This window comes from Rhodococcus sp. NPDC056960, assembly GCF_042674125.1.
In the GTDB taxonomy this organism is placed as follows: Bacteria; Actinomycetota; Actinomycetes; order Mycobacteriales; family Mycobacteriaceae; genus Rhodococcus_F.
On sequence record NZ_JBHURF010000002.1, the window covers coordinates 1 to 23764 of the forward strand.

Below are 23764 nucleotides of genomic sequence, written 5' to 3' on the forward strand. Positions count from 1 at the left end.
GCACTCGCCCGGGCGACAGGCATACCGGCCTGCCCGTGGAGGGCGGTGACCGTGTCGATCAGGACAGACTTCTGCGTTCGAGCCACTGCGCGTACTCGCTCGCGCTCATCAGGGCCGGCGGGATCTCCGTCGTATCTTCCGTCGAGCGCTCGGTGATCCCCTGCAAGAGCTCGAATGCTTTTCCCAGAATCTGCTGCGCGGCCTCGGCCTGGACGACTTTCTCCTTGAGCCGTTCGTTCTCCGCGCGGAGCTTGGCCACCTCCGCCCGTTCACGACTGTTCATCCGACGGCTCCTCGACTTCTCCGCTGCGGTCACCATTGATGCAGTGAATTCTCCCCGATTGCGGGCCTTGAGCCACGCCTGGACTGTGGAACGGTCGAGGTTGTTCTCCCGCATCAGCCGAGCTTTGGCTCCTCGCTCCAGGCACTCGTCCCAGCGCCGCAGGAACTCGATCCGGTAGGCCACCGGATAAGAGCGTCTGCCGGTGGGGGTTCGTCCGACCTCTGCCTCGATCACGTCATGCTCCAGCTTCCCCGCGTTCGTAGTCGGGTGTCTCACGACCATCCTGACAACGAACGAATTGCGTGTGCATCTGACTATTCGGTGGGCAAACACGGCAGCCAGTGCGGAACGGTGCGCAAACGTGGCAGACAGCATCAAAACTTCACCCCTCCAGTAAGCCCTTCAACTTCTGCAGGTCGGCGGTGACGGCTGCTATGTCTTGCGCGAATTCTTCGGCGGTGACGCCGTCGCGTCGGCGGATGGTGAAGACGACTTCGCTGTGGTCGCCGTTGGGGATGACGCGGACGGGGTTGTAGACGGTGTCACCGCTGGGGAGGGTGACGTAGTGGTCGAGGATGCCGTAGTCGTTGGCGGGTGCGAAGGTCACGGCGACCTGCCCCATCGGGGAATCGGCGAGCCATCGGTCGCCGTCCCGGGTGATGGTGGTGCTGAGGCCTGCCGCCCAGGCGGGGAGGTTGGCGGGGTCGCTCGCGTAGGCGTAGACGTCGGCGGCGGTCCTAGAGATGAACACACTCACATGGGTTGATTCGGTGGTCATGCCTCCCAGCATCCCCGGTGCGCCGACTGGGCGATTGAAGAATTCGGACTGCCCGGTGAATGTCCGAAACCTTCAATGCGGGTCGGCCGACGGTCGTTAGCGTTCTCGGTATGACCGCAACATTCAGTGCCATCGAACTGGTCGTCGCCGATCTGCCCGCGTCGCTCGCGTTCTACCGGCGACTCGGCCTCGACATTCCCGCCGACGCCGACGAGGCGCCCCATGTCGAATTCGCGCTACCCGGCGGAATCCGTCTCCTGTGGGACACGGTCGACACCATCCGCTCGTTCACACCCGACTGGACCGAACCCACCGGCGGGCATCGCATCGCCCTCGCCTTCGACTGCGGAACCGCCGCCGGCGTCGACAGCCTCTTCGACGACATCACGGGCGACGGCTACACCGGTAAAAAGAAGCCGTGGGACGCACCGTGGGGTCAGCGTTACGCCACGGTCGACGATCCGGACGGCAACTCCGTCGACCTGTTCGCCGCGCTCACGCCGTGACCAGCTGACCGAACGTGCGGCCGGTCAGATCGGGGGCCTCGCGGATCAGATGAGCCTGATCGGCGAACCCCGCCATCCCGGCGGCCTGCGCTGCGGGAATGGCTGAACCCGCCAGCCCCAGCGCCGACTGCAGTCGAAGGATCCGGGCCAGCATCTTCGGTCCGTAACCGAACTGCCGTCGGCAGAGGCGGTGCAGTTGGCGCTCACCGAGACCGATCCGGTCGGCCACCTGCCGGACGGATACCTGCTGCTCCAGCAGGCGCACGATCACCGGAATCCTGCCGTCCGGCGGCGGTCCGAGAAGCAGACGGGACCGCGCGAACTCCTCCAACGCCCGGCCGGGATCGGCGTCGACGGCAATCCGGCCGAGGAGATCCGTGGTGGCGCGATCGGTCAGCACCTCGTCGAGTGGCACCCGCTGATTGATCAACTCCTCGGCCGGTGTTCCGAGGAGATCCGGCAGAGTGCCTGGGGAGCAACGTAATCCGACATAGCGGTCACCCTCCCGGCTGCGCATGAGATACGGCCGCGAGTCGGGGCCGGCCACGACGACGTCGCCGTTCATCCAGATGAGGTCCATGCAACCGTCGGGCAGGATCGCGGCCTCACCCCCTGCCGCGGTCTTCTGCCACAGCACGGCGCCGGGGAACACCGACCGCCGCTCCGTGTACATGACCCCATGCTAGGCAGCCACCACGACATTCGGCGCGGCGTCAGACCTCCGGCTCGCCCGCGTGCAGATCCGACTCCCAGTCGTAGACGACGACGGTTCGCAGCAGGATGTCCTGCAGTGACCGGCGACGTCGGTCGACGGCCGCCCACAGCAACCCGAAACCGAACATCACGCACAGCACCGCCCGGACGAGGGCGCGCGGCCAGCCGATCAGGTCACCGTTGCGACTGATCACCCGCAGTCCCATCGTCACGGCACCGACGGTGCGGCCGCTCACCGCCCAGCACACCGTCAGGTACACCACCGACACGGCGATGAACAACGTCACGGAGAGCAGGGCGCCGGCGTCGGGGAACGAGAACTCCTGCGGCGAGAACAACAAGCGCAGGAACAGGGCGCCGACGTAGATGCCGCCCATCACCGCGAGGACGACCGCCAGGTCGATGCCGGTGGCCAGACCCCGGGTGACGATCCCGGCCGCACGGTGCGCCGGCGCGCTCATGCATCGTCCGGTTCGTGCCCGCGCCCGAACAACTTGCCGACGAATCCGGCGACGGCGTCGTCGGCCTGCATGCCCTGGGTCCGGACCCCACGGACCGCCTCGTTGGACATCGAGTCCGTCGATTCGCGGATGATCCGCGGCAGGTCGACGCCCTCGATCACGGTGTCCGCCAGAACCACAAGGTCGACCCGGCCGATGACGGAATCCACGTCGACCCGGTCGACGATCGCATCCACGTTCACCCGCGCGGCGACGGCGTCGATGTCGACGCGATCGAGAATCTGCGGGATGTCGAGGCGGGCGGCGATGGCGTCCACATCGACCCGGTCGATGATGCGCTGGATGTCGATGCCCTCGGCGACGACGTCGAGGTCGACGTGATCACGCACGATCGCGGTGAGATCCACCTCCTGGAGGGCGACCTGCACGATCCTTCGCAACACCGCGTGCAGCACCCGATCCGCGAGTTCGTCGGCGCTGCGCAGTGTCTCGGTGCCGCGTTCCTCCAGGGTGATCAGGAGCGGGTCGACTCCCGGCAGGCGCCGCGCAGTGTCGATACCGAATCCGATCATGCGCTGCAACGCCCCGCCTGCTGTCGCGGCGGCGCCGGCCGCGAGGCGCAGCGGATCGGGGGCTCTCCTGCCGTCCATACTTCGATATCCAAGCCCGTGGACGCCGGGGGCGCACGACTTCCCGAATATGGTTACCCGGTCGGTGCGTGCGGGCCGTGCACGATGCGCGGGGACGGCCGGTCGCCGGACCGCTGGGGAGCCCAGTCGGCGAGTTCGGCGATCAGTTCGGCAACCCGATCCGCGCACCGGGCCGGATCCGGTGCCGGTCCCAATCCGAGTCCCTCGACCACCAGCACGTTGCCGGGGGTGAGGCCGTGGACGCCGAGCGACCATCCGAAGGTGCGGTTCCAGGCCAGAACCGCTTTCCGGCCACGGTAGTAAGGGATTTCGACGGAAAGCGTCACCACCGCGTCGAAGGCGGGCGTGCACCACCAGTCGACCGACAGCGCTTCCACCGTCGCCGCGACGGAGCCGACATATTCACCGACGTTCGCCGAGCTGGTGGCCCGGACCTGGCTGATGCTCATATTCAACCCACTCTCGACGTTCGCAGAAACCCAGCAGAGGAAGCCGGACGTCAGGTTCACACTTGAGTCATTCGTCACGAAGCACCGAGAGGACGGGTCCTGGGTCGGTGCCGAGGCTTCTATTTCATCGTCGGGCAGCGTCGATGCACCCGATAGCCACCCTGGGGTGTGGATGGACCACCCTGCCGGCGACGGCGGCTAACGGAATTAGGCACCGCACCGATCACAAGCAACACACGGACCCGAAGGAGTATTCGATGACCCACAGGATCCGCACGTTGCTCGCCGGAGCGGCCGCCCTCGCCGTCGCGGTGGTCGCGATCGGCACCGCACCCGCCGAGGCCGAACCGTCGGCCGACTGCCACACCGCCACCATGCCCGTATCGGGCACCTCGCACTGCACGGCGAACGACGTGCCCGCGGGCAGGACCGCGGTCCACCTCGGAACCGTCGAATGCTTCGGCCTTACGCCGCGGGCAATTCCCGGCCCCGGCGGCGTGTCGCACATTCCGTGGATCCAGGGCTATCGCCGCGACGGCCTGTGGGTTCCGACCGGGACACCGTCCACCGGATCGTGCGTCGCCGGGAACGGTGCCCCGTGGTGGGAGGTCGGCGTCTCGACGGGCGCGTTCACGACCTGCGGACTGCAGGAGGGAATCGTCACGTACGTCAGTGTCGCCTGCAATCCGATCCGCCCCCAGTAGGCACTGGCACAGCCGACGAAACGAGGCCACGAACTCCGTGGAGTTCGTGGCCTCGTTGTCGCGATTCCGGAGAATCGCGTGTGGTGGGCGAAGGGGGACTTGAACCCCCACGTCCCGAAGGACACTGGCACCTGAAGCCAGCGCGTCTGCCATTCCGCCACTCGCCCGAGCGACCCGGAAACATTAACACGAGGACGTCAGAAATCACGATTCGTACAGGTCAGGGCGCGGAAAGGCCACAAAAACACCCGTTCGGGGAAAGACCGATATCATGCAAAGGCGTAGACCCGTGTCGTGGCCCGAGGCAATGACAGTACCGTGGGATACGCGCACGGCAGTGCCGCGACACGAACGTGTCTCGCCACAGCCACCGCACACCGACGACAGAAGGCCCCGGCAGCCAGGCACCGTGAGGAGGTTCCGATGGGGATAGTTCAACGTTTCGAACGGAAACTCCAGGGAGCCGTCGGCGACGCGTTCGCCCGGGTGTTCGGCGGCGGCGTGGTGCCGCAGGAGGTGGAGGCTGCGCTTCAACAGGAAGCTTCCGACCGGATCCAGCAGTTGGACGGCGGGCACCTGCTCGCGCCGAACAGCTATGTCATCTCCATCAACAATTCGGACCACGAAGGACTTGCCGCCGACAGAGATCTGACGGTCAAGGCCTTCGCCCGACACCTCGAAGACTTCATTCGCGACCAGGGCTGGCAGACGTATGGTCCCATTCATGTCGCGTTCGAACCGTCGCCTTCGCTGCACACCGGGCAATTCCGCACCCGGGGTTCGGTGGATCCGGATGCCGGCCGCCCGGATGCGGCCGCGCCGGGGCGACCCGAACCGCCACGCGGTCCCGCACCGCGACCACAGGCACCGTTTGTACCCGTCACGTCGAATCCAGGAGCTGGCCCCATGACGCAGAATTCAGGCTACGACCCCAGCCGCGAACCAGCGGGCAACCGCAAGCCCGACCCGCAGTACGCGCGCAACGGTCATGCCCATGCCGGTCAGGACCAGCGGTACCCGCAGGGCTACCAGAACGGCTACGACCGCGGCGGCTACCAGCAGGGCGGTTACGACCAGCAGCCGTACGCCGACGACCAGCGCGGCGGCTACCCACAGGACGCTGCGTACGGGCAGGCCTACGAACAGGGTGCGCATGCTCCCTACGACCAGCCCGCGGACGCCGGCTACGACTACCAGCAGGGCGGCTACCAGCAGGACTACCAGCAGGCCGGCTACGACCAGCAGGCTCCCGCCCGCTACCCGGACGGCTCGTACGCCGAGGCCGGCTACCAGCAGCCGCAGGGCTACGACCAGGGGTACGACCGCGGCGGCTACCAGCAGGGCGGCTACGACCAGCAGGGGTACGACCAGGGCTACGCCGACTACGACCAGGGCGGCTACCAGCAGGCGTACGCGCCGGACGGCCACACGTTCACGGCCACACTGCAGCTCGAGGACGGCAGCGGACGCCACTTCCAGCTGCGCGAGGGAAACAACATCATCGGACGCGGCCAGGAGGCGCAGTTCCGTCTGCCGGACACCGGCGTGTCGCGACGCCACATCGACATCCGCTGGGACGGGCAGGTCGCGATGCTGTCCGACCTCGGCTCGACCAACGGAACCACCGTCAACGGTGCTCCCGTGCAGGATTGGCAGCTGGCCGACGGAGACATCATCCGGGCGGGTCATTCGGAGATCCTGGTCCGAATCCTCTGAGGTGCCACCGAGATAGGACCCGGAGCAGGTACCGCCACGACCCGACCCCGAACACCGCCGCCGAGACACAACCGAGACGCCTTCGATACTGGACCGACATCGCGTCGGAGCCCGTGTCGGACGTAACACGGTGTGGACTCCGTATCGTTGTGGGCTGTCCGTATCCTGATCGCAGGGTGCGGGTCGCCCCTACGATGCTGCGAGAAAAAGACGCCGGAGCTTCGACCGTTTCGGCCACAGAAGGAGGTGGACTGCCGTGCAAGGTTTGATTCTGCAACTCACACGAGCAGGTTTCCTGCTCCTGCTGTGGCTGTTCGTGTGGACGGTCCTGCGGGCGTTGCGCGGCGACATCTATGCCGGCTCCGGCGTCCGTGTGCCCCCGCGCTATTCGCGCAGCGGCAACGTGCTGCCGTCGCTCGGGAAGACGAAGACGGCCAAGTATCTGGTGGTGACGCAGGGCGGCCTCGCCGGCACCCGCATCACCCTCGGGACCCAGCCCGTCCTGATCGGCCGCGCCGACGACTCCACCCTCGTCCTCACCGACGACTACGCCTCCACCCGCCACGCTCGGCTCTCCCCGCGAGGCGCCGACTGGTACGTCGAAGACCTCGGCTCGACCAACGGCACGTACCTGGATCGCGCCAAGGTCACTACATCTGTCCGCGTGCCGCTCGGTACTCCCGTACGCGTCGGCAAAACGGTAATCGAGTTGCGCCCGTGACCCTCGTACTGCGTTATGCCGCCCGCAGCGATCGTGGCCTTGTTCGTTCCAACAACGAGGATTCCGTCTACGCCGGCGCCCGGTTGCTGGCGCTCGCGGACGGCATGGGCGGTCACGCGGCCGGTGAGGTCGCGTCGCAGTTGATGATCGCCGCCCTCGCGCACCTCGACGACGACGAGCCCGGCGAGGACCTCCTCGGCAAGCTCGAGGCCGCCACCCGCGAGGGCAACGACTCGATCGCCGACCACGTCGAGGAAGACCCCGAACTCGACGGCATGGGCACCACGCTCACCGCGATCCTGTTCTCCGGCAACAAGCTCGGGCTGGTTCACATCGGTGACTCCCGCGCCTACCTGCTCCGCGACGACTCCCTCGCCCAGATCACCCGCGACGACACGTTCGTGCAGTCACTCGTCGACGAGGGGCGGATCACCGCCGAGCAGGCGCACACGCACCCGCAGCGGTCCCTGATCATGCGGGCCCTCACCGGCAACGAGATCGAGCCGACGCTGACGGTCCGCGAGGCCCGCGCCGGCGACCGCTACCTGTTGTGCTCCGACGGACTGTCGGACGTGGTCAGCGACGAGACCATCGAGAACACCATGCGTGAGGGCACGCAGGACGAGTGCGCCGACCGGCTCATCGAACTCGCCTTACGCAGCGGAGGCCCGGACAACGTGACGGTCGTCGTCGCCGACGTCATCGACCTCGATTACGGGCAGAGCCACCCCATCGTCGCCGGTGCCGCCTCGGCGGACGACGAAGAGGACGCCCCGCCGCCCAACACGGCCGCGGGTCGGGCGGCCGCGATGCGCCCGCCGCGCGCCACCCCCAAACGGGTCGTCCCGCAGGTCGAGGAACCGCCGACGAAGAAGAAGCGTCACCGCATGTGGTGGGCGGCACTCGCGCTCGGTCTGATCGTCGTGGTCGCCGTCGCTGCCTTCGTGGGGCGGACTCTGGTCCGCAACAACTACTACGTCGGCGCCGACGGCGAACGCGTCACCGTGCTGCGCGGCGTTCCCGGCTCGGTGCTGGGTTACTCGCTGCAGGAGGCGAATCTCGTCGGCTGCGTCAGCGATGCGGGCGACCTGACGTTGATGTCGCCGACCGAGAAGCCGGACGGGTGCACCATCCTCGAGGTCGACGACCTTCAGCCGTCCGCACGCGAGCAGGTGCGTGCCGGGCTGCCCTCGGGCAAGCTCGACGACGTCCGCAACCAGATGACGCGGCTCGCCCAGAACGACCTGCTTCCGGTGTGCGAGACGGAGGCAGCCGCCACCACGACCACCCCGGCGCCGAGTCCGGCCCCCGCACCCGCACCCGCACCCGAGACCACAGCGCCGCCCGCTCCCCCGGCTCCGGCCCCGGTGCCGCCGGTGGCGGAGACGCCCGCACCCCAGACCCCGACCGCCACCCCGGCGCCGACCGTGACCCAGGTTCCCGGTCAGAACTGCAGGACGGCTAGCTGATGTCGGTCGCAAGTGCATCACCGGGGGCGCAGTTTCCCAGTCCACCCGGCGGGTTCGCGCCAGCCCCCGTCCAGTCGACGCGTCGGGGCACCGAGCTGATCCTGATCGGTTTCGCGATCCTGATCACGACGATCTCGCTGGTGCTGGTCGAGGCCAGCCAGGAGCAGAGCATCACCTGGGACCTCGCCAAGTATGCCGCCGCCTACTCGGCGCTGTTCCTGATCGCGCATCTCGCGGTGCGCCGGTTCGCGCCGTACGCCGACCCCCTGATCCTGCCGATCGTCGCGCTGCTCAACGGCCTCGGACTGGTGCTGATCCATCGCCTCGACCTCGCCGACGCGCAGTCCGCCGCCTACTTCGGGCTGCCCGTCCCGTCGCCGGACGCCAACCAGCAGGTGCTGTGGACGACGCTCGCCATCGCCGGTTTCGTGGCCGTGCTGGTGTTGCTCAAGGACTACCGTCTCCTGGCCCGCTACAGCTACACGCTGGGCCTCGCCGGGCTCGTGTTCCTGGCCATCCCAGCGATCCTGCCGTCCAGTTTCTCCGAGGTGAACGGCGCGAAGATCTGGATCCGGCTCCCCGGCTTCAGCATTCAGCCCGGCGAGTTCGCGAAGATCCTGCTGATCATCTTCTTCGCCTCCGTCCTCGTCGCGAAGCGTGACCTGTTCACCACCGCGGGCAAGCACGTGTTCGGCATCGACCTGCCCCGCGCCCGCGACCTCGGTCCCATCCTCGTCGCGTGGATGGTGTCGGTGGGTGTGCTGGTGCTGGAGAAGGATCTCGGCACGTCGCTGCTGCTGTTCAGCACCGTGCTGGTGATGCTCTACATCGCCACCGAACGTGTCGGGTGGCTGCTCATCGGTGTCGGGCTGCTCGGCATCGGCTTCTTCTTCGCGTACCAGTTGTTCGGCCACGTCCGGGTCCGCGTCAGCACCTGGCTCGATCCTCTCGCCGATTACAACAACACGGGCTACCAGATCTCGCAATCGCTGTTCGGACTCGCGACCGGCGGGGTCGCCGGGACGGGGCTCGGCAGTGGGCGGCCCGCACAGGTGCCGTTCGCGAAGACCGACTTCATCGTCGCCACGATCGGTGAGGAACTCGGTCTCATCGGGCTCGCCGCCGTGCTGATGCTGTTCCTGATCCTCGTCATCCGCGGTCTACGCACCGCCCTGGCCGTCCGGGACAGCTTCGGCAAACTCCTCGCGGCCGGTCTGTCGTTCACGATCGCAGTGCAGGTGTTCGTGGTGGTCGGCGGCGTCACCAAGCTGATCCCCCTCACGGGTCTGACCACACCGTTCATGTCGTACGGTGGGTCGTCACTACTCGCCAACTACCTTCTCCTCGCGATCCTGATCAAGATTTCCGACGCAGCGCGTGAGCCGGCCGTCCCGAAGAAGAAGGGCCCCGCACCCATCGCCGACGCCCCCACCGAGATGGTGCCGCGCTCATGAACACACCTCTGCGCCGCGTCGCGATCGCCGTCATGGTGATGGTGGTCGCCCTCCTCGCCAACGCCACCTACGTGCAGGTCATCAAGGCGGACAACCTGCGGGCCGATCCGCGGAACTCGCGGGTCCTGCTCGACGAGTACTCGCGGCAGCGCGGTCAGATCTCCGCCGCCGGGCAGGTGCTCGCGGCGTCGGTTCCGACCGACGACCGCTACAAGTACCTGCGCACGTACCCGCCGAACCCGGCGGCGCCGTCGAGCCCGCTGGCCAACGCACCCGTCACCGGTTTCTATTCGATGCAGTACGGCAGCACGGGACTCGAACGTTCCGAGGACCCGGTGCTCAACGGATCCGACAACCGGCTGTTCGGGCGTCGCTTCTTCGACCTCGTGTCGGGGCGCGACCCGCGCGGCGGCAACGTGGTGACCACCATCAACCCGGTCATGCAGCAGGTGGCGTACGACCAGCTGACGGCGAAGGGCTACACCGGTTCGGTCGTGGCGATCGAACCGAGCACCGGACGCATCCTGACGATGGTCAGCACCCCGAGCTACGACCCCAACTCGCTGGCCAGCCACGACGGCACCGAGACCACCCAGGCCTGGGAGGCGCTGAACGCCGACCCCGAGAAGCCGCTGATCAACCGTGCCGTGTCACAGACCTACCCGCCCGGCTCCACGTTCAAGGTGGTGGTGACCGCCGCGGCGCTCGCCGCCGGAACCACCCCCGACACCCAGTTGACCGCCGCCCCGCAGATCACCCTTCCGGGCACGTCGACGACCCTCGAGAACTACAACGGCTCCACGTGTGGCGCCGCACCGACCGCATCGCTGCGGGAGGCGTTCGCGCGGTCCTGCAACACGGCGTTCGTCGAACTCGGCATCAAGACCGGCACCGACGCCGTCAGCGACGAGGCCGCCGCGCTCGGCGTCGGGAGCCCGATGCAGGGCGTCCCGTTCCCCGTCGCGGACAGCACCATCGGGTCGATCCCGGACGACGCCGCGCTCGGCCAGAGCAGCATCGGCCAGCGGGACGTGGCCCTCACTCCGCTGCAGAATGCGATGATCGCGGCTACCGTCGCCAACGGTGGGGTGCGGATGCAACCGCAACTGGTGTCCGAACTGCAGGGGCCGGACCTCTCCAACCTCGCGACCACCAACCCGGTGTCCGAAGGTCAGGCGATGTCGTCCCAGGTGGCGGCCACCCTGACCGACCTGATGATCGGTTCCGAGAACAGCACCAGCGGCACAGGCAAGATCCCCGGCGTCCAGATCGCGTCCAAGACGGGCACCGCCGAACACGGAACCGACCCCCGGAACACCCCGCCCCACGCCTGGTACATCGGATTCGCACCCGCCCAGAACCCGACCGTCGCCATCGCGGTCATCGTCGAGGACGGCGGCGATCGCGCACTCGCCGCCACCGGCGGCTCGGTGGCTGCACCTATCGGCCGTGCCGTCATCGCAGCCGGACTACAAGGGGGCTGATTGTGGCACTGAACAACGGCGCGCTGATCGCCAATAGATACCGCCTGATCCGGCTCATCGCCACGGGCGGAATGGGACAGGTCTGGGAGGCGACGGACAACAGGCTCAACCGTCGTGTGGCGGTGAAGGTGCTGAAGTCCGAGTTCTCGTCGGACCCCGAGTTCGTCGAACGCTTCCGCTTCGAGGCGCGCACCACCGCGCAGCTGAACCATTCGGGCATCGCCGGGATCTACGACTACGGCGAGGTGCGGGACGCCACCGGCGATTCCACCGCCTACCTGGTGATGGAACTCGTCAACGGGGAGCCGCTGAACGCCGTCCTCGCACGGGTCGGCCGGCTCGCCGTGCCGCACGCACTGGACATGCTCGAGCAGACCGGGCGGGCGCTGCAGGTCGCGCACGACGCCGGCGTCGTGCACCGCGACGTGAAGCCCGGCAACATCCTGATCACCCCCACCGGCCAGGTGAAGATCACCGACTTCGGCATCGCCAAGGCCGTCGAGAACTCGCCGGTCACGCGCACCGGCATGGTGATGGGCACCGCGCAGTACATCGCACCCGAACAGGCCCTCGGACAGGATGCGACGGCGGCCAGCGACGTGTACTCGCTGGGCATCGTCGGCTACGAGGCGCTGTCGGGACGTCGCCCGTTCATCGGCGACGGCGCGATCACCGTCGCGATGAAGCATGTGCAGGAAGCGCCGGCGCCGCTGCCGAACGACCTGCCGCCGAACATCCGCGAACTCATCGACATCACGATCGCGAAGGATCCGAGCATCCGCTACGCCAGTGGTGGCGAGTTCGCCGACGCGGTCGCGGCGGTCCGGGCAGGCCGGCGGCCGCCGCCTCCCGGCAGTATGGGGACCGGAACATCGCGGGTGCTGCCGCCGCCGATGACCGGTGCCACCCAGATGATCCCGCCGTCGCAGACCGCGTACGCGGGGCCGGTCACCGGGCAGGTGCCTCCCGACGACTCGAACGGCGACGGCAAGAAGGGCGGCCTGACCAGCGGCCAGAAGGCGGTGGCCTGGGGTGCGGGCGGTCTGCTCCTGCTGGCGGCGATCATCGCGCTGGCGCTCGTCGTGTTCGACGGCGGTGACACGCAGGAACCGCCGGCGGTGCCCGCGGTGACCTCGTCGCTGCGGACGATCACGACGACGCCGAAGCCGACGACGACCACCACGACCGAGGAACCGACGACGACCACCGAGCCGCCGTACACCACGACCACCGAGCCGCCGTACACCACGACGACAGAGCCGCCGACGACCACGACGACGACAGAGCCGCCGACGACGACCACGACGACCACCACCAACGCACCCACGACGACGACCACGACGACCACGTCGGAGAAGTCAGTTACTCCGACCCCACAAGGACTGCCATGACGACACCGCGCAACCTCTCCTCACGCTACGAGCTGGGTGAGATTCTCGGCTTCGGTGGCATGTCCGAGGTCCACCTCGCCCGCGACGTCCGGCTCAGCCGTGACGTCGCGATCAAGGTCCTGCGCGCCGACCTCGCCCGCGACCCCACGTTCTACCTCCGGTTCCGCCGCGAGGCGCAGAACGCCGCGGCGCTGAACCATCCGGCGATCGTGGCCGTCTACGACACCGGCGAGGCGGAGACCGAGGCCGGACCGCTGCCGTACATCGTCATGGAATACGTCGACGGCGACACGTTGCGGGACATCGTGCGCGGCGAAGGTCCCATGGCGCCCCGCCGTGCGATGGAAGTCATCTCCGACGTGTGCGCGGCGCTCGACTTCAGCCACCGCAACGGCATCGTGCACCGCGACGTGAAGCCCGCCAACGTGATGATCAACCGTGCGGGCGCCGTGAAGGTGATGGACTTCGGCATCGCGCGGGCGATCTCCGACGCGTCCAGCCCCATGACGCAGACGGCCGCCGTCATCGGCACCGCCCAGTACCTGTCGCCGGAGCAGGCTCGCGGCGAGCAGGTCGACGCCCGATCCGACGTGTACTCGCTCGGCTGCGTGCTGTTCGAGATCCTCACCGGGGAACCGCCGTTCAAGGGCGACTCCCCGGTCGCGGTCGCGTACCAGCACGTCCGGGAGGACCCGCAGACGCCGTCCGTGGTCAACCCGGACATTCCCCGCGAGCTCGACTCGGTGATCCTCAAGGCGATGAGCAAGAACCCCGCCAACCGCTACCAGACCGCCGCGGACATGCGCAGCGACCTGGTCCGGGTCCTCGGCGGGCAGCGCCCCAGCGCGCCGATGGTCATGAGCGACGAGGACCGCACCACGATCCTCGGTGCCGTCGACTCCGGCGCGGGAAACTACCGGCGCACGCCCGCGACGTCCGCGAACGCGGCGGCGAAGACGGACGGCGGTGAACCCGACAAGAAGAAGAACCCGATGCGACTGGCGCTGATGGCGCTGGGCGCCCTCATCGTCGTCGGCATCGTCGGCGCGTTCCTGTGGTCCGTCGGCCCGGGATCGAAGGCGGATCAGGTCACCATGCCGGACGTCACGAACCAGGCCGCGGACGACGCCGAGACGACGCTGCAGAACCTCGGTTTCCGCGTCTCCCGGCAACAGAAACCGGACGCCGTGGTGGCCACCGGGAACGTCATCACCACCCGCCCCGTCGGCGGCGTGCAGGTGGACGAGGGCAGCACGATCACCCTCGAAGTGTCGTCGGGCCCCGAACAGGTGAAGGTCCCGCGGCTCGCCGGCCTCAGCCAGCAGGAGGCGCAGCAGGAACTGAACGCCGTCGGTCTGCGGCTCGACACCGCCGTCGCCCGCGCACCGTCGGACACGTCCGACGTCGACAAGGTGATCGATCAGAACCCGACCTCGGGCGCCAGCATCTCCCTCGATTCGGAGGTCGCGATCACCCTGGGCACCGGCCCGGAACAGATCCGCATCCCCGACGTCACCGGCCAGAAGGTCGAGGTCGCGCAGGCGAACATCGAGGGCGCCGGATTCAAGGCGCAGATCCAGAACATCGATTCCGGAGCGCCCAAGGGTCAGGTCGTGTCCACCGACCCCGTCGGCGGGTCCACCGCCGCCAAGGGCGACACCATCCAGATCCGGGTGTCCAACGGCAACAACATCGAGATGCCCGACCTCACCGGCAAGACGGTGTCGCAGGCACTCGCCCAACTGCGCAGCGCCGGCTGGAGCGGGTCGTCGGCGTCGCTGAATCAGACGCAGACGTCGACGCTGGACCCGGAGATGGTCGGCAAGATCATCAGCCAGGAACAGCCGCCGGGATCGGAGATCACCAAGAACGGTGTCGTCTCGGTCGGCGTCGGCGCGCTCGGCATCCCGCGGTAGGCGGCTTCGCCGCCTGTGCGCCTTTCTGGTTGCTGGAACTACCAGAAAGGCGCACGGGCGCTACGCGCCCAGTGCCTGCGCGACCTCGGCTTCGAGGGTGGCGACGAGGGATTCCTTCGGGGTGTCGCCGCACACGGTGAGCCAGTTGGCCAGCATGCGGTGACCGCCCTCGGTGAGCACGGACTCAGGGTGGAACTGCACGCCGTGGATGGGGAGTTCCCGGTGCCGCATTGCCATGACGATGCCGCTGTCGGTGTGGGCGGTGACCTCGAGTTCGTCGGGGATGGTGTCTTCCAGAACGGTCAGCGAGTGGTAGCGGGTGGCCGTGAAGGGGTCGGGCAGACCGGCGAGAACGCCCTCGCCGGAGTGGTGCACGACGCTGGTCTTGCCGTGCAGCAGTTCGGGTGCCCGGTCGACGGTGGCGCCGAACGCGGCCCCGATCGCCTGGTGTCCGAGGCACACCCCGAGGAGCGGTGTCTTGACGGCGGCGCATGCCGTGACCAGGTCCATCGTCGCGCCGGCGCGCTGCGGTGTGCCGGGGCCGGGGCTCAGCAGGATGCCGTCGAAGTCGGCCGCTGCCGCCGCGACGGCGTCGGGTCCGGTGAGGTTCGGATCGTCGTTGCGCCAGACCACGGCCCGGGTTCCCAGCTGTCCGAGGTACTGGACCAGGTTGAACACGAAGCTGTCGTAGTTGTCGACGACGAGAATCCTCATGGGAGCAGGGTATTCTGCCCGCCGCTCGTCCCGCACGGCCGGGGACCGTTCTGCTCTATTGCCCCGCGTAACCGGGCACGGTCAACTGGCCGGACGCGGCCTCCGAGTAGCCGAGCCCGAACCGCGTCGCGTACTGCTTGAACACCCGGATACCGGGTTCGTTGGCGAGCGCCGCCTCGAGGCGCGCAGGATCACCGATCGCCGACATGACGTACGGCGGACTGTAGGTGCGGCCGTGCAGCAGCAGGGTGTTGCCGATGCAGCGCGGCGCCGACGTGTTCACGATCCGCTGGTCCTGCATGCTGATCGCCTCGGCACCGCCCACCCACAGCGCGTTCAGCACGCTCTGGACGTCCTGCTGGTGAACGACGAGATCGTCCGGCGACGCGTCGACGGGGTACTTGCCGTCCGCGTCGCGGGGGGCGTCGGTGAGCGTGACGGTGACTCCGGGGCCGGTCATCGGGGTGAGGCCGGCGTCGGTGGCGAGCGCCTTGGAGTCGGCGAGCGCCTGCGCGACACCACTGTCGGAGGCCGCGGCGTCCTGTTGCAACGACTCGACCTGCGCCGCCAGCTGGTCGCGGGTCTCGGCCACCTGATCGGTCTCGGATTGCGCGTTGCGCACGAGGTCGGACAACCGGGTGGAATCGCCGGCGCGGATCTCGTTCCCGTGCGACACCTGACGGGTGGTGGCCGCCAGCAAACCGGCCACCAGGCAGACCACCAGCACGGCGATCCGCCAGAAGATCGACCTGGTCACCGGTGTTTCCGTCCCCTCGTCCTCGCCGTGCGAATCGCGGCTACGTTAGCGTGTACACACGCAGGTGTTTCCGAATCTACCTGCCCACATTCCCGTAGAGCCGCACGAACGAGGACGTCATGCCGAAGTCGAAGGTCCGAAAGAAGACCGATTACACGATCAACCCCGCGAGCCGCACCCCGGTGAAGGTGAAGGCCGGCCCCTCGAGCACCCTGTACGTCTCGGTGATGCTCGGGTTCATGCTGGTCGGGCTGGTGTGGCTGCTCGTCTACTACCTGGCCGCCGATCAGCTCGAGTGGATGAACAACCTCGGCGCCTACAACTTCCTCATCGGATTCGGCTTCATGGTGGTCGGTCTGGTCATGACGATGCGCTGGCGTTGACGTCACAATTACACCCATGTCATTCATCCCCAATGTGGACAACCCCTGTGGATAGCCGCAGGTCGAGTGCCGATGTCTGCTGACGAGGCACCGCTCGAGTGGTCGACGCCCCTCGGCGCGGTACTCGCTCTGGCCGCGGGCGGAGTCGCCCTGGGGGTCGCGGGATTCGCGGTGGCGACCGAACCGGCGGGACGCGTCCTCGTATGTGTCGCCGCGCTGGGACTGCTGCTGACGGCCGCGTCGGCGCTCCGGCAGCGACCGCGGCTGGCCGTCGACAGGGCCGCAGGCGGGATCGTCGTGAACCGGCTGTCGGGGCGTCACAGCTACGCCCGCGCGGAGATCGATCGCGCCCGGCTCGTGCGGTATCCGCGGTTGGGCCGCCGGGTTCCGATGCTCGAGATCGACGTCCGCACCGTGGACGGCGCCGAACGCCTCCTGATCTTCGGCCGATGGGATCTCGGCACCAATCCGGAGGACGTGTTCGACGCCCTCGCGGTGCATCGACTGGTCGGGCGAGGTCAGTAGCCGACGCTCGCGCGGAGTTGGAGGACGCGGGCCGCGATGACAGCCAGCGGCACCAGGATGACGACGCCGAGGCAGACCCAGCCGATGGCGACGGCCTTCTCCCGATTGTTCCCGGCGCCGAGCAGCTGCGGTCCGTAGAGAATGCCCGCGGTGGCGGCGGCACCGGCGACGAGACCGCCGAGATGCCCCCACAGCGAGATGCCGGGGATCGTGATGCTGATGATCACGTTGATCGCGATCACCGAGATGACCGGGGCCGGACTGCGTCGCAGCCGCAGGAGGATGACGGCCTGCGCGCCCATGAGGCCGAAGACCGCGCCCGACGCACCGGCGGTGACCGCGCCCAGTTGGAACAGCATCACCGCGGCGGAACCGCCGAGGATCGACGCGAAGTACACGCAGGCGTAGCGAGCGCGCCCGAGGACGAGTTCGGTGTCGCGCCCGATGATCCACAGCGCGAACATGTTGACGGCCAGATGGATGAGGCCGAAGTGGAGGAATCCGCTGCCGAGCACGCGGACCACCTGCCCACCCACGACCGCCGGCGGGTACAGCGCCCAGTCGGCGAACAGCGTGGATCCTGCCTGGTTCTGCATGATGCTGCGGGACTGTGCCGCGGTGATCAGGAAGATGCCGACGTTCGCGGCCATCAGGAGGTACGTCACCAGCGGCACGGGACGCTGGGTGGTCACCGCACCGGCGACGTTCCGGACCGCGCGAACGTCACGCTGACCGGCCGCGACGCAGTCGACGCACTGGTAGCCGACCGCCGCTTCGCGCAGGCATTCCGGGCACGCGGGACGACCGCACCGGTTGCACGACAGCGCAGTGGGACGATCGGGGTGCCGGACGCACCGCGGCTGGGGCGGAGTGCCCTCGTTCGCGGCACCGCCCCAGCCGGGGTTGGTCATGTGCTGCGGTTCCCTACGCGATGGTGACGCTGTTGATCACGACCGGCTCGAGCGGACGGTCCGCGCGGTCCGTGGCGGTGGTCGAGATGGCGTCGACGACCTTCTTCGAGTCCTCGTCGACGACCTCACCGAAGATGGTGTGGCGACGGTTGAGGTGCGGCGTCGGGCCGGTGGTGATGAAGAACTGCGAGCCGTTGGTTCCCGGGCCTGCGTTCGCCATGGCCAGGATGTAGGCGCGGTCGAACTGCAGTTCCGGGTGGAACTCGTCGCCGAACTTGTAGCCCGGGCCGCCGGCGCCGGTGCCCGTGGGGTCGCCACCCTGGATCATGAATCCGTCGATGACGCGGTGGAAGATGGCGCCGTCGTAGAACGGTCCGGAGTCGGTGCCACCCGCGTTGGCGGTGCTGTAGTCCTTCGAACCGTCGGCCAGCCCGACGAAGTTCTCGACGGTCTTGGGCGCGTGGTTGCCGAACAGCGCGATCTTGATGTCGCCGCGGTTGGTGTGCAGCGTTGCGGTTGCGGTCTGATGAGGTGAAGTCACACCACCATGTTGCCATTGTGCGATTCCGCATGGTTCCGCCGCCGTGACTCGAGTACTCCGGATCGGTTCGTGGTCCCGCTTCTTGTGACAAAGTGGGGACATGACACGAGCGACGGAGTCCCTCACGAATCTGCTTCCGACCGAACGCGCCGAGGCCCTGCAGGAGCAGGTCACCGAACGAGTCGAGACCGCGCTGGCCCACGTCGAGGATTCCGCGTCGCGGGTGAAGGAATCCGAGGCGGTCGATCAGGCCCTGCGGTGCGCGCGGGCGGGGGCCCTCGCCGCGGCCCGCGGCACCGGGCGCGTCAGTGTGTACCTCGGCCGCCAGGGCGCCTCGCTGGCCAAGAAGGGGTACGCCCGCGCCCGCACCGCACCCGTGAAGAAGGTCGCCCAGGACGTCGTTCGCCCCTTGACCGAGGCGGTGACGCACGCCGAGGAGAAGAAGAAGGCGCGGAGGAGCCGCCGCATCGTGATCGCCGTCCTCGTCGGTGCCGCCGTCGCCGGTGGAGCCGTGTTCTTCAAGAGCCGTCGCCGTGAGCAGCCCCGCGTCGCGTCCGCTCCCCCGACGCTGCGCGACGGCGAGAGCCCCAACTCGCAGGAGCCCACTCCGCCGACGGCGACGAAGCCCCTCACCGCCAACTGATCCGTCACTCCCCGGCCGGCACGGCACGCGATGTCGTCCCGGCGGGCGGTCGTGTCTTCGTTTCCCGGGTTGTACCAGGGGTATCCCGCGATGAGATGCGCACCCGCGCGAGGATCCGTTCCGAGGAGCAGACATGACCGCCCGACGTCTCGTCCATCGCATCGCCGTCGTCACCCTCCCGGTCGCCGCCACGGCGGCGGTGCTGACCGCGGGCCCGGCCGCCGCCGACCCACCCCATCCGTTCGGCGGACCGGCCCTCACCATCGGATGTCCGAACCAGGGCAGCCTGATGTCGTTGACCGCGCTCACCGGACAGTCCGGCCCGGAGGCGTCGCCGCCGATCGCGGACGGTGACATCCGCTTCGAATCGCACCCCGCCGCCCCGCCGATCCCCGCGGCCGCGCAGGTCACGGTGGCCTGGGTCAACACCGACAGCGGACGTTCCGGAATCGTCAACCTCGGTGGTGTGTACCCCTACTTGTCGGCGACGGTGAACACCGGCGTCGGGAACGTGGTGGCGACGGCGTTCGGTTCGATCAATCTCGGCAGCAGCCCGATCTGCCAGGCGAATCCGGCGATCGGAACGTTCATCGCGTGAGTTCGGCCGCGTTGCAACCGAACCGGCGCCGATAGTCGGCGGGCGCGACCCCGACGACCCGGTTGAAGTGATGGCGCAGAAGGGCACCGGACCCGAATCCGCTGCGTCTCGAGATGGCCTCGAGACCGAGGTCGGTGCCCTCGAGTAGCTGTTGCGCGTAGAGCACCCGCTGCGTCGTCAGCCATTTCACGGGCGTGGTGCCCGTCTCGGCCGCAAACTTGCGCGCGAAGGTGCGCGTCGACATCGAGGCACGGGCCGCGAGTTCGTCCACCGTGTGCGGCAGCTCGAGGTTGTCGCTCATCCAGGCCATCGTCGCGCTCAGGCTGTCCGACGTGCACGCGACCACCGGTTGCTCGATGAATTGGCGCTGTCCGCCGTCGCGCTGCGGCGGGACGACCATCCGGCGGGCGATCGTGTTGGCCACCGTGGACCCGAGCTCGCGGCGCACCACGTGCAGGCAGGCGTCGATGCCCGCGGCGGTCCCCGCACTGGTCACCAGGGCGCCCTCGTCGACGAACAGGACGTCGGGGTCGACCGTCGCCGCCGGATAGCGGGCGGCCAGCTCCTCGACGTACTCCCAGTGTGTGGTGCAGGTGCGCCCGTCGAGCAGTCCCGCCTCGCCGAGCAGGAACACCCCCGAGCAGAGGCTGAGGACGATGGCGCCCGCGTCCGCGGCACCGCGTACGGCGTCGAGCGCCTCGGCCGGGAAGCCGGACGTCGCGCCCGGCGGCGGGACCACCACGAGGTCCGCGCCGCGCAGTCCGTCCAGCCCGTGGTCGGCGGTCAGCGTCAGTCCCGGCGTGATCGACGCGAGCGGTTCGCCGGGCCGCACCCCGCAGATCCGGAAGTCGAACGGCGGAACCCCGTGCCGGGTGCGGTCGATTCCGAACACCTCGCACACCACACCGAACTCGAACATCGAGACTCGGTCGAGGACGAGGGTCGCGACCGTGGAGATCATGCCCCCCAGTCTAGATGGCGACATCTTGCCGGACCATGTCGAAACAGCCAATCATGCGCGGACCGCACCGCAGATCGACACGAGCGCACGCGCCAACGTGGCCTGATGCAGCGGGTCGAGGCGCTGCTCGGCCGCGACCGCGAGCCCGGCGTCGACGAGAGCCGGCACGCAGTCCGGACCGGCGAGCACAGCCTCCTGTTCACGCAACTGCAGGAGGATGTCCGTGTTCTGCCGGTCGATCACCGGACGAACCTGCGTCAGGTCGGGCCGCACCGTCGGCGCCGCGCCGGGCGCGACCGTCCACCAGGCGAAGAGCGCCCGCTGCACGTCCTTGTTGGCCTCGATCTGGTCCCGGAAGATCTGCTGCACCCGCGCGGTGCTCAGCCCCTCGTCGGCCGCCTGCGCCGTCACCGTGCCCAGGACCTGTGCCTCGCGGGTGGGATCATCGATGGGCGACGGCGTGCCCCACTTGGCGGAGGCGACCGTGTCGGCCGTGGCGAGGCGCAGCGACACGGCCAGAGCGATCGGCCGCAGTGGCCGGGTCTCCGCGCTCGCGGGTGCGGTGCCAGCGGCCGTCAGTATCCCGAGCAACACGACGGCGACGGCCGCGCGACGGACGAGTGCGGGCCGGACCGTGGACATGATGCGAGTGTAGGGCCGGTCAGTCGTCCAGCCCGGTCACTCCGCGTTTCCAGTATCCGGTGAACAGCGACTCGATCCGGTCCCGGCTCCACGCGCGCAGAGGCTTGATGTCGGTCGCCTCGCCGGCCGCGAACAGGAACGCGCGACCCTCGGGCGGAGCGAGCGACTGCACCGTCGACGCGAGGGCGGACGCACTGCCGTCGCGGACGAGCCACGTGACGTTCACGTTGTCGCGCGCGGCCAGCGGGTAGCCGTGCTCGACGGCGTCGTCCGTCTCGATCACGACGTGCGCCGAGACGTCGGCCCGGGACTCGTCGAGCCATCGCGCGACCGCCGGCAGTGCGGTGGAATCGACCGCGAAGACGTAGTGGTCGAAGGTGTGCGCGAACGCCTTCGCGCCGGGCGGACCGGCGATGGTCACCTCGTCGCCGATCGCGACAGTCGTCGCCCAGGAGGATGCGAGCCCGCCGTCGTGCAGCACGAAGTCCAGGTCGAGTTCGCGGGCGTCGGCGTCGTACCGGCGGACGGTGTATTTCCGGGTGGTCGGGAGCGGTCGCGGCCAGTCGAGCATCATCGCGTCGTTCGCGACCGGGACGCGGCGGGTGCCGTCCGGATCGGGGAACACGATCTTGACGTGGTCGTCCGCCTGGTAGGTGTGGAAACCGTCGAGGCCGGGGCCGCCGATCGTCAGGCGCAGCATGCGGGGGGTGACGTACTCGCGGGCACGGACCGTGACCGTGCGGACTCCGATCGGGTAGCCGATCCGGGCGGTTCCCTCCCCCGTCCGGTGGTGGGATTCGACGCGGCTGCGCGGGTCGAGACGGTCACGGGTTCCGGGGTCGAGTGCGGTCATGAAAGTAAGGGTAGCCTCACATAAACGTGGTCCGCACAGCAGTGTGCCCCGGACTCTTCCGAATCCGGGGCACACCGTTCTGTATTCGTAATTGTGGAGCCTAGGAGATTCGAACTCCTGACATCTGCCTTGCAAAGGCGATCGAACGTGCAGGCCAGCGGATGAACCTGGCCGCTACCTGCGGATTCGCATCACAGCAGATCACCCGATATCACCCGGAATTGCGGGCAAGTGTGGGCAAAATGTGGGCACGGGCCGCGCGTCCCTGCCGTCAACCTTTCCGACGGCAGGGGCCCACATCGACCGACCTACGCCCTGTGCTCCACCTCGGCCTGGATTGCCTCCAGCTCCGCGAGGTCCTGACGGTCAGCAAGCTCGGCGGCCTCCCGCTTGCGCTGCTTGTCGAACACGTCGTACCGATCGCCCGTCACCTGCTCCATGTGTACGCGCGAGTGCCGGCCGTTGTGGGTCAGGACGTCCCGATCGTTGAACTCGAGGAACCGCTCAGTGACCGACTCCCAGTCAGCCATCGTGGTGGGCTTTCGGCGTCGAGCTCGATCCCCGGCGTGATCGAGGAGCATCACGGTCAACCTATTCAGTTCGTCGACCTCTTCCTTCGCGAGGTAGTTCTTCGCGATGGTGATGTCGGCCTTTCGCACAACCTCAGACTTCCAACTCGTCAGAGCCATGTTCGGCTTGCTCGGATCGCATCGCTCGACAATCAGGTCGGCCGCAGTCTTTCCCGTCACCGCGAAGAGCAGTTTGTTCTGGATCGACGCGAAGGCGCGGTGAACCATCCCCGACTTCGGGTCATAATCGACACTGGCATCGGCGATCAGGTCACGAATCTTCTGGTAGAACCGCTTCTCCGAAGCCCGGATGTCACGGATGCGGTCGAGAAGCTCATCGAAGTAATCGAGGCCCGCGGGGTCCTTCAGCTTCTCGTCGTTCATCGCAAAACCCTTCACGAGGTACTCGCGAAGGACCGTGGTCGCCCACTGGCGGAACTGGACCGCTCTCGCGGTGGTCACGCGGTATCCCACCGCGAGGACCATGTCGAGGTTGTAATGCTTCACCGACCGCCTCACTTCGCGGCCGCCCTCGATTCGAACCAATAACTCTGAGTTATAAGTTGCCTCAGTCACCTCTCCATCAGCGAGGACGCGCTTGATGGTCTGGGCCACGTTTGGCTGCGACGTGTCGTACAGGTCGGCAATCTGCGCCTGAGTCAGCCAGACGGTGCCGTCTACAGCACGAAGGTGCACCTCAGCGCGACCATCGTCAGTGCGGTAGACGATGAATTCGCCGGTGGGCTGTTCAGCGGGTGTGCCTGCTGTCATGAGTGTGGAACCTTCCGTGTTTCGTTGCATGGAAAGTTCGAGGCATGACAGAACAGAACTCAGCCGTGATGCGGCCCAAGTGGAGACGTGACGGGTCGCATCACTTAGGATCGAGGCGTCCGACCAAAGACATCCCGAGCCCTGCTGGAGTCCGCTCCGGCAGGGCCTCGGCGTTTCCTCGGCCGACCGGTTGTCGACCG

Annotated in this window: 27 protein-coding genes and 1 tRNA gene; 13 read left to right on the forward strand and 15 right to left on the reverse strand. The window is 68.1% G+C overall.

The window, feature by feature from the left end; genetic code table 11:
- Positions 1 to 58 precede the first annotated feature (58 nt).
- Together ACFTWF_RS02965 and ACFTWF_RS02970 are read right to left on the reverse strand one after the other, a co-directional pair.
- Positions 59 to 517, reverse strand: a complete 459-nt coding sequence (locus tag ACFTWF_RS02965; RefSeq protein WP_186301137.1) for a hypothetical protein — start codon at positions 515 to 517, stop codon at positions 59 to 61.
- A 148-nt stretch (positions 518 to 665) separates the two neighbouring features.
- Positions 666 to 1061, reverse strand: a complete 396-nt coding sequence (locus tag ACFTWF_RS02970; protein WP_378459794.1) for an SRPBCC family protein — start codon at positions 1059 to 1061, stop codon at positions 666 to 668.
- A gap of 110 nt (positions 1062 to 1171) precedes the next feature.
- On the opposite strand from ACFTWF_RS02970, the gene ACFTWF_RS02975 reads away from it, so the two are divergent.
- A complete protein-coding gene (locus ACFTWF_RS02975) occupies positions 1172 to 1567 on the forward strand; it encodes a VOC family protein (protein ID WP_378459795.1) in 396 nt (131 codons plus the stop codon).
- Here ACFTWF_RS02975 and ACFTWF_RS02980 read toward each other — a convergent pair.
- From ACFTWF_RS02980 to ACFTWF_RS02995, 4 genes are read right to left on the reverse strand one after another with little or no spacing between them, the layout of a single operon-like run.
- Complete coding sequence (locus ACFTWF_RS02980) at positions 1557 to 2240, reverse strand: helix-turn-helix domain-containing protein (protein ID WP_378459796.1); 684 nt, start codon at positions 2238 to 2240, stop codon at positions 1557 to 1559. The genes ACFTWF_RS02975 and ACFTWF_RS02980 overlap by 11 nt on opposite strands.
- Positions 2241 to 2280: 40 nt before the next feature.
- Positions 2281 to 2742: an RDD family protein gene (locus ACFTWF_RS02985; protein ID WP_378459797.1), complete on the reverse strand. Its 462-nt coding sequence runs from the start codon at positions 2740 to 2742 to the stop codon at positions 2281 to 2283.
- On the reverse strand, positions 2739 to 3392 hold the full coding sequence (locus tag ACFTWF_RS02990; RefSeq protein WP_378459798.1) for a hypothetical protein: 654 nt from the start codon (positions 3390 to 3392) through the stop codon (positions 2739 to 2741). Before ACFTWF_RS02990 ends, ACFTWF_RS02985 begins: the two co-directional genes overlap by 4 nt.
- 53 nt (positions 3393 to 3445) lie before the next feature.
- Positions 3446 to 3841, reverse strand: a complete 396-nt coding sequence (locus tag ACFTWF_RS02995; protein ID WP_378459799.1) for a DUF6292 family protein — start codon at positions 3839 to 3841, stop codon at positions 3446 to 3448.
- A gap of 257 nt (positions 3842 to 4098) precedes the next feature.
- Between ACFTWF_RS02995 and ACFTWF_RS03000 the strand changes: the two genes are divergently transcribed.
- Entirely contained in the window at positions 4099 to 4545 is a 447-nt protein-coding gene (locus ACFTWF_RS03000) for a hypothetical protein (RefSeq protein ID WP_378459800.1), read from the forward strand.
- A gap of 81 nt (positions 4546 to 4626) precedes the next feature.
- Here ACFTWF_RS03000 and ACFTWF_RS03005 read toward each other — a convergent pair.
- Positions 4627 to 4712, reverse strand: a tRNA-Leu gene (locus tag ACFTWF_RS03005).
- Positions 4713 to 4968: 256 nt separating this feature from the next.
- Between ACFTWF_RS03005 and ACFTWF_RS03010 the strand changes: the two genes are divergently transcribed.
- The 7 genes from ACFTWF_RS03010 (at position 4969) to pknB (ending at position 14696) form a co-directional block, all read left to right on the forward strand.
- Positions 4969 to 6261: an FhaA domain-containing protein gene (locus ACFTWF_RS03010; protein ID WP_378459801.1), complete on the forward strand. Its 1293-nt coding sequence runs from the start codon at positions 4969 to 4971 to the stop codon at positions 6259 to 6261.
- 256 nt (positions 6262 to 6517) lie between these two features.
- Positions 6518 to 6982, forward strand: coding sequence for an FHA domain-containing protein (locus tag ACFTWF_RS03015; RefSeq protein WP_005249074.1), 465 nt, complete (start codon positions 6518 to 6520; stop codon positions 6980 to 6982).
- Positions 6979 to 8451 (forward strand): PP2C family protein-serine/threonine phosphatase, encoded by a 1473-nt coding sequence (locus tag ACFTWF_RS03020; RefSeq protein WP_378459802.1) that lies wholly within the window; start codon positions 6979 to 6981, stop codon positions 8449 to 8451. The genes ACFTWF_RS03015 and ACFTWF_RS03020 overlap by 4 nt, the downstream gene beginning before the upstream one ends.
- Complete coding sequence (locus ACFTWF_RS03025) at positions 8451 to 9905, forward strand: FtsW/RodA/SpoVE family cell cycle protein (protein WP_009476773.1); 1455 nt, start codon at positions 8451 to 8453, stop codon at positions 9903 to 9905. Before ACFTWF_RS03020 ends, ACFTWF_RS03025 begins: the two co-directional genes overlap by 1 nt.
- Complete coding sequence (locus tag ACFTWF_RS03030) at positions 9902 to 11389, forward strand: penicillin-binding transpeptidase domain-containing protein (protein WP_378459803.1); 1488 nt, start codon at positions 9902 to 9904, stop codon at positions 11387 to 11389. Before ACFTWF_RS03025 ends, ACFTWF_RS03030 begins: the two co-directional genes overlap by 4 nt.
- A 2-nt stretch (positions 11390 to 11391) precedes the next feature.
- A complete protein-coding gene (locus ACFTWF_RS03035) occupies positions 11392 to 12780 on the forward strand; it encodes a serine/threonine-protein kinase (RefSeq protein WP_378459804.1) in 1389 nt (462 codons plus the stop codon).
- A complete protein-coding gene (gene pknB / locus ACFTWF_RS03040; RefSeq protein WP_378459805.1) occupies positions 12777 to 14696 on the forward strand; it encodes a Stk1 family PASTA domain-containing Ser/Thr kinase in 1920 nt (639 codons plus the stop codon). Before ACFTWF_RS03035 ends, pknB begins: the two co-directional genes overlap by 4 nt.
- A gap of 60 nt (positions 14697 to 14756) precedes the next feature.
- Here pknB and ACFTWF_RS03045 read toward each other — a convergent pair whose 3' ends face one another.
- Complete coding sequence (locus ACFTWF_RS03045) at positions 14757 to 15410, reverse strand: aminodeoxychorismate/anthranilate synthase component II (protein WP_378459806.1); 654 nt, start codon at positions 15408 to 15410, stop codon at positions 14757 to 14759.
- Positions 15411 to 15465: 55 nt separating this feature from the next.
- Positions 15466 to 16167: a DUF881 domain-containing protein gene (locus ACFTWF_RS03050; protein ID WP_378459807.1), complete on the reverse strand. Its 702-nt coding sequence runs from the start codon at positions 16165 to 16167 to the stop codon at positions 15466 to 15468.
- Positions 16168 to 16286: 119 nt separating this feature from the next.
- Between ACFTWF_RS03050 and crgA the strand changes: the two genes are divergently transcribed.
- Positions 16287 to 16550, forward strand: coding sequence for a cell division protein CrgA (crgA, locus tag ACFTWF_RS03055; RefSeq protein ID WP_073366030.1), 264 nt, complete (start codon positions 16287 to 16289; stop codon positions 16548 to 16550).
- Positions 16551 to 16616: 66 nt separating this feature from the next.
- Complete coding sequence (locus ACFTWF_RS03060) at positions 16617 to 17075, forward strand: PH domain-containing protein (RefSeq protein ID WP_378459808.1); 459 nt, start codon at positions 16617 to 16619, stop codon at positions 17073 to 17075.
- Here ACFTWF_RS03060 and ACFTWF_RS03065 read toward each other — a convergent pair.
- Positions 17069 to 17986, reverse strand: a complete 918-nt coding sequence (locus ACFTWF_RS03065) for a rhomboid family intramembrane serine protease (protein WP_378459809.1) — start codon at positions 17984 to 17986, stop codon at positions 17069 to 17071. The genes ACFTWF_RS03060 and ACFTWF_RS03065 overlap by 7 nt on opposite strands.
- A gap of 13 nt (positions 17987 to 17999) precedes the next feature.
- Entirely contained in the window at positions 18000 to 18527 is a 528-nt protein-coding gene (locus tag ACFTWF_RS03070) for a peptidylprolyl isomerase (protein ID WP_378459810.1), read from the reverse strand.
- A gap of 100 nt (positions 18528 to 18627) precedes the next feature.
- On the opposite strand from ACFTWF_RS03070, the gene ACFTWF_RS03075 reads away from it, so the two are divergent.
- Positions 18628 to 19170, forward strand: coding sequence for a hypothetical protein (locus tag ACFTWF_RS03075; RefSeq protein WP_378459811.1), 543 nt, complete (start codon positions 18628 to 18630; stop codon positions 19168 to 19170).
- A gap of 133 nt (positions 19171 to 19303) precedes the next feature.
- Positions 19304 to 19768, forward strand: coding sequence for a hypothetical protein (locus ACFTWF_RS03080; protein ID WP_378459812.1), 465 nt, complete (start codon positions 19304 to 19306; stop codon positions 19766 to 19768).
- On the opposite strand, the gene ACFTWF_RS03085 is transcribed toward ACFTWF_RS03080, so the two are convergent.
- The 4 genes from ACFTWF_RS03085 to rhuM all read right to left on the reverse strand — a co-directional run bounded on the left by ACFTWF_RS03085 (position 19758) and on the right by rhuM (position 23564).
- Positions 19758 to 20729, reverse strand: a complete 972-nt coding sequence (locus ACFTWF_RS03085; protein ID WP_378459813.1) for a helix-turn-helix domain-containing protein — start codon at positions 20727 to 20729, stop codon at positions 19758 to 19760. The genes ACFTWF_RS03080 and ACFTWF_RS03085 overlap by 11 nt on opposite strands.
- Positions 20730 to 20780: 51 nt before the next feature.
- A complete protein-coding gene (locus ACFTWF_RS03090; protein WP_378459814.1) occupies positions 20781 to 21371 on the reverse strand; it encodes a chorismate mutase in 591 nt (196 codons plus the stop codon).
- 19 nt (positions 21372 to 21390) lie between these two features.
- Entirely contained in the window at positions 21391 to 22224 is an 834-nt protein-coding gene (locus ACFTWF_RS03095) for a siderophore-interacting protein (RefSeq protein ID WP_378459815.1), read from the reverse strand.
- A gap of 308 nt (positions 22225 to 22532) precedes the next feature.
- Positions 22533 to 23564 carry a RhuM family protein gene (gene rhuM / locus ACFTWF_RS03100; protein ID WP_378459816.1) on the reverse strand — a complete coding sequence of 344 codons (1032 nt, stop codon included), beginning with the start codon at positions 23562 to 23564 and terminating at the stop codon, positions 22533 to 22535.
- Between the last annotated feature and the right edge of the window lie 200 nt (positions 23565 to 23764).

Coding starts and splice junctions, on each gene's coding strand:
- ACFTWF_RS03080 (WP_378459812.1), top strand. CDS start 19,304: ATGACCGCCCGACGTCTCGTCCATCGCATCGCCGTCGTCACCCTCCCG.
- ACFTWF_RS02970 (WP_378459794.1), bottom strand. CDS start 1,061: ATGACCACCGAATCAACCCATGTGAGTGTGTTCATCTCTAGGACCGCC.
- ACFTWF_RS03095 (WP_378459815.1), bottom strand. CDS start 22,224: ATGACCGCACTCGACCCCGGAACCCGTGACCGTCTCGACCCGCGCAGC.
- ACFTWF_RS03075 (WP_378459811.1), top strand. CDS start 18,628: ATGACACGAGCGACGGAGTCCCTCACGAATCTGCTTCCGACCGAACGC.
- ACFTWF_RS03025 (WP_009476773.1), top strand. CDS start 8,451: ATGTCGGTCGCAAGTGCATCACCGGGGGCGCAGTTTCCCAGTCCACCC.
- ACFTWF_RS03085 (WP_378459813.1), bottom strand. CDS start 20,729: ATGATCTCCACGGTCGCGACCCTCGTCCTCGACCGAGTCTCGATGTTC.
- ACFTWF_RS03065 (WP_378459809.1), bottom strand. CDS start 17,986: ATGACCAACCCCGGCTGGGGCGGTGCCGCGAACGAGGGCACTCCGCCC.
- ACFTWF_RS02980 (WP_378459796.1), bottom strand. CDS start 2,240: ATGTACACGGAGCGGCGGTCGGTGTTCCCCGGCGCCGTGCTGTGGCAG.
- ACFTWF_RS03045 (WP_378459806.1), bottom strand. CDS start 15,410: ATGAGGATTCTCGTCGTCGACAACTACGACAGCTTCGTGTTCAACCTG.
- ACFTWF_RS03030 (WP_378459803.1), top strand. CDS start 9,902: ATGAACACACCTCTGCGCCGCGTCGCGATCGCCGTCATGGTGATGGTG.
- crgA (WP_073366030.1), top strand. CDS start 16,287: ATGCCGAAGTCGAAGGTCCGAAAGAAGACCGATTACACGATCAACCCC.
- pknB (WP_378459805.1), top strand. CDS start 12,777: ATGACGACACCGCGCAACCTCTCCTCACGCTACGAGCTGGGTGAGATT.
- ACFTWF_RS03000 (WP_378459800.1), top strand. CDS start 4,099: ATGACCCACAGGATCCGCACGTTGCTCGCCGGAGCGGCCGCCCTCGCC.
- ACFTWF_RS02985 (WP_378459797.1), bottom strand. CDS start 2,742: ATGAGCGCGCCGGCGCACCGTGCGGCCGGGATCGTCACCCGGGGTCTG.
- ACFTWF_RS02990 (WP_378459798.1), bottom strand. CDS start 3,392: ATGGACGGCAGGAGAGCCCCCGATCCGCTGCGCCTCGCGGCCGGCGCC.
- ACFTWF_RS03010 (WP_378459801.1), top strand. CDS start 4,969: ATGGGGATAGTTCAACGTTTCGAACGGAAACTCCAGGGAGCCGTCGGC.
- ACFTWF_RS02975 (WP_378459795.1), top strand. CDS start 1,172: ATGACCGCAACATTCAGTGCCATCGAACTGGTCGTCGCCGATCTGCCC.
- ACFTWF_RS02995 (WP_378459799.1), bottom strand. CDS start 3,841: ATGAGCATCAGCCAGGTCCGGGCCACCAGCTCGGCGAACGTCGGTGAA.
- rhuM (WP_378459816.1), bottom strand. CDS start 23,564: ATGACAGCAGGCACACCCGCTGAACAGCCCACCGGCGAATTCATCGTC.
- ACFTWF_RS03090 (WP_378459814.1), bottom strand. CDS start 21,371: ATGTCCACGGTCCGGCCCGCACTCGTCCGTCGCGCGGCCGTCGCCGTC.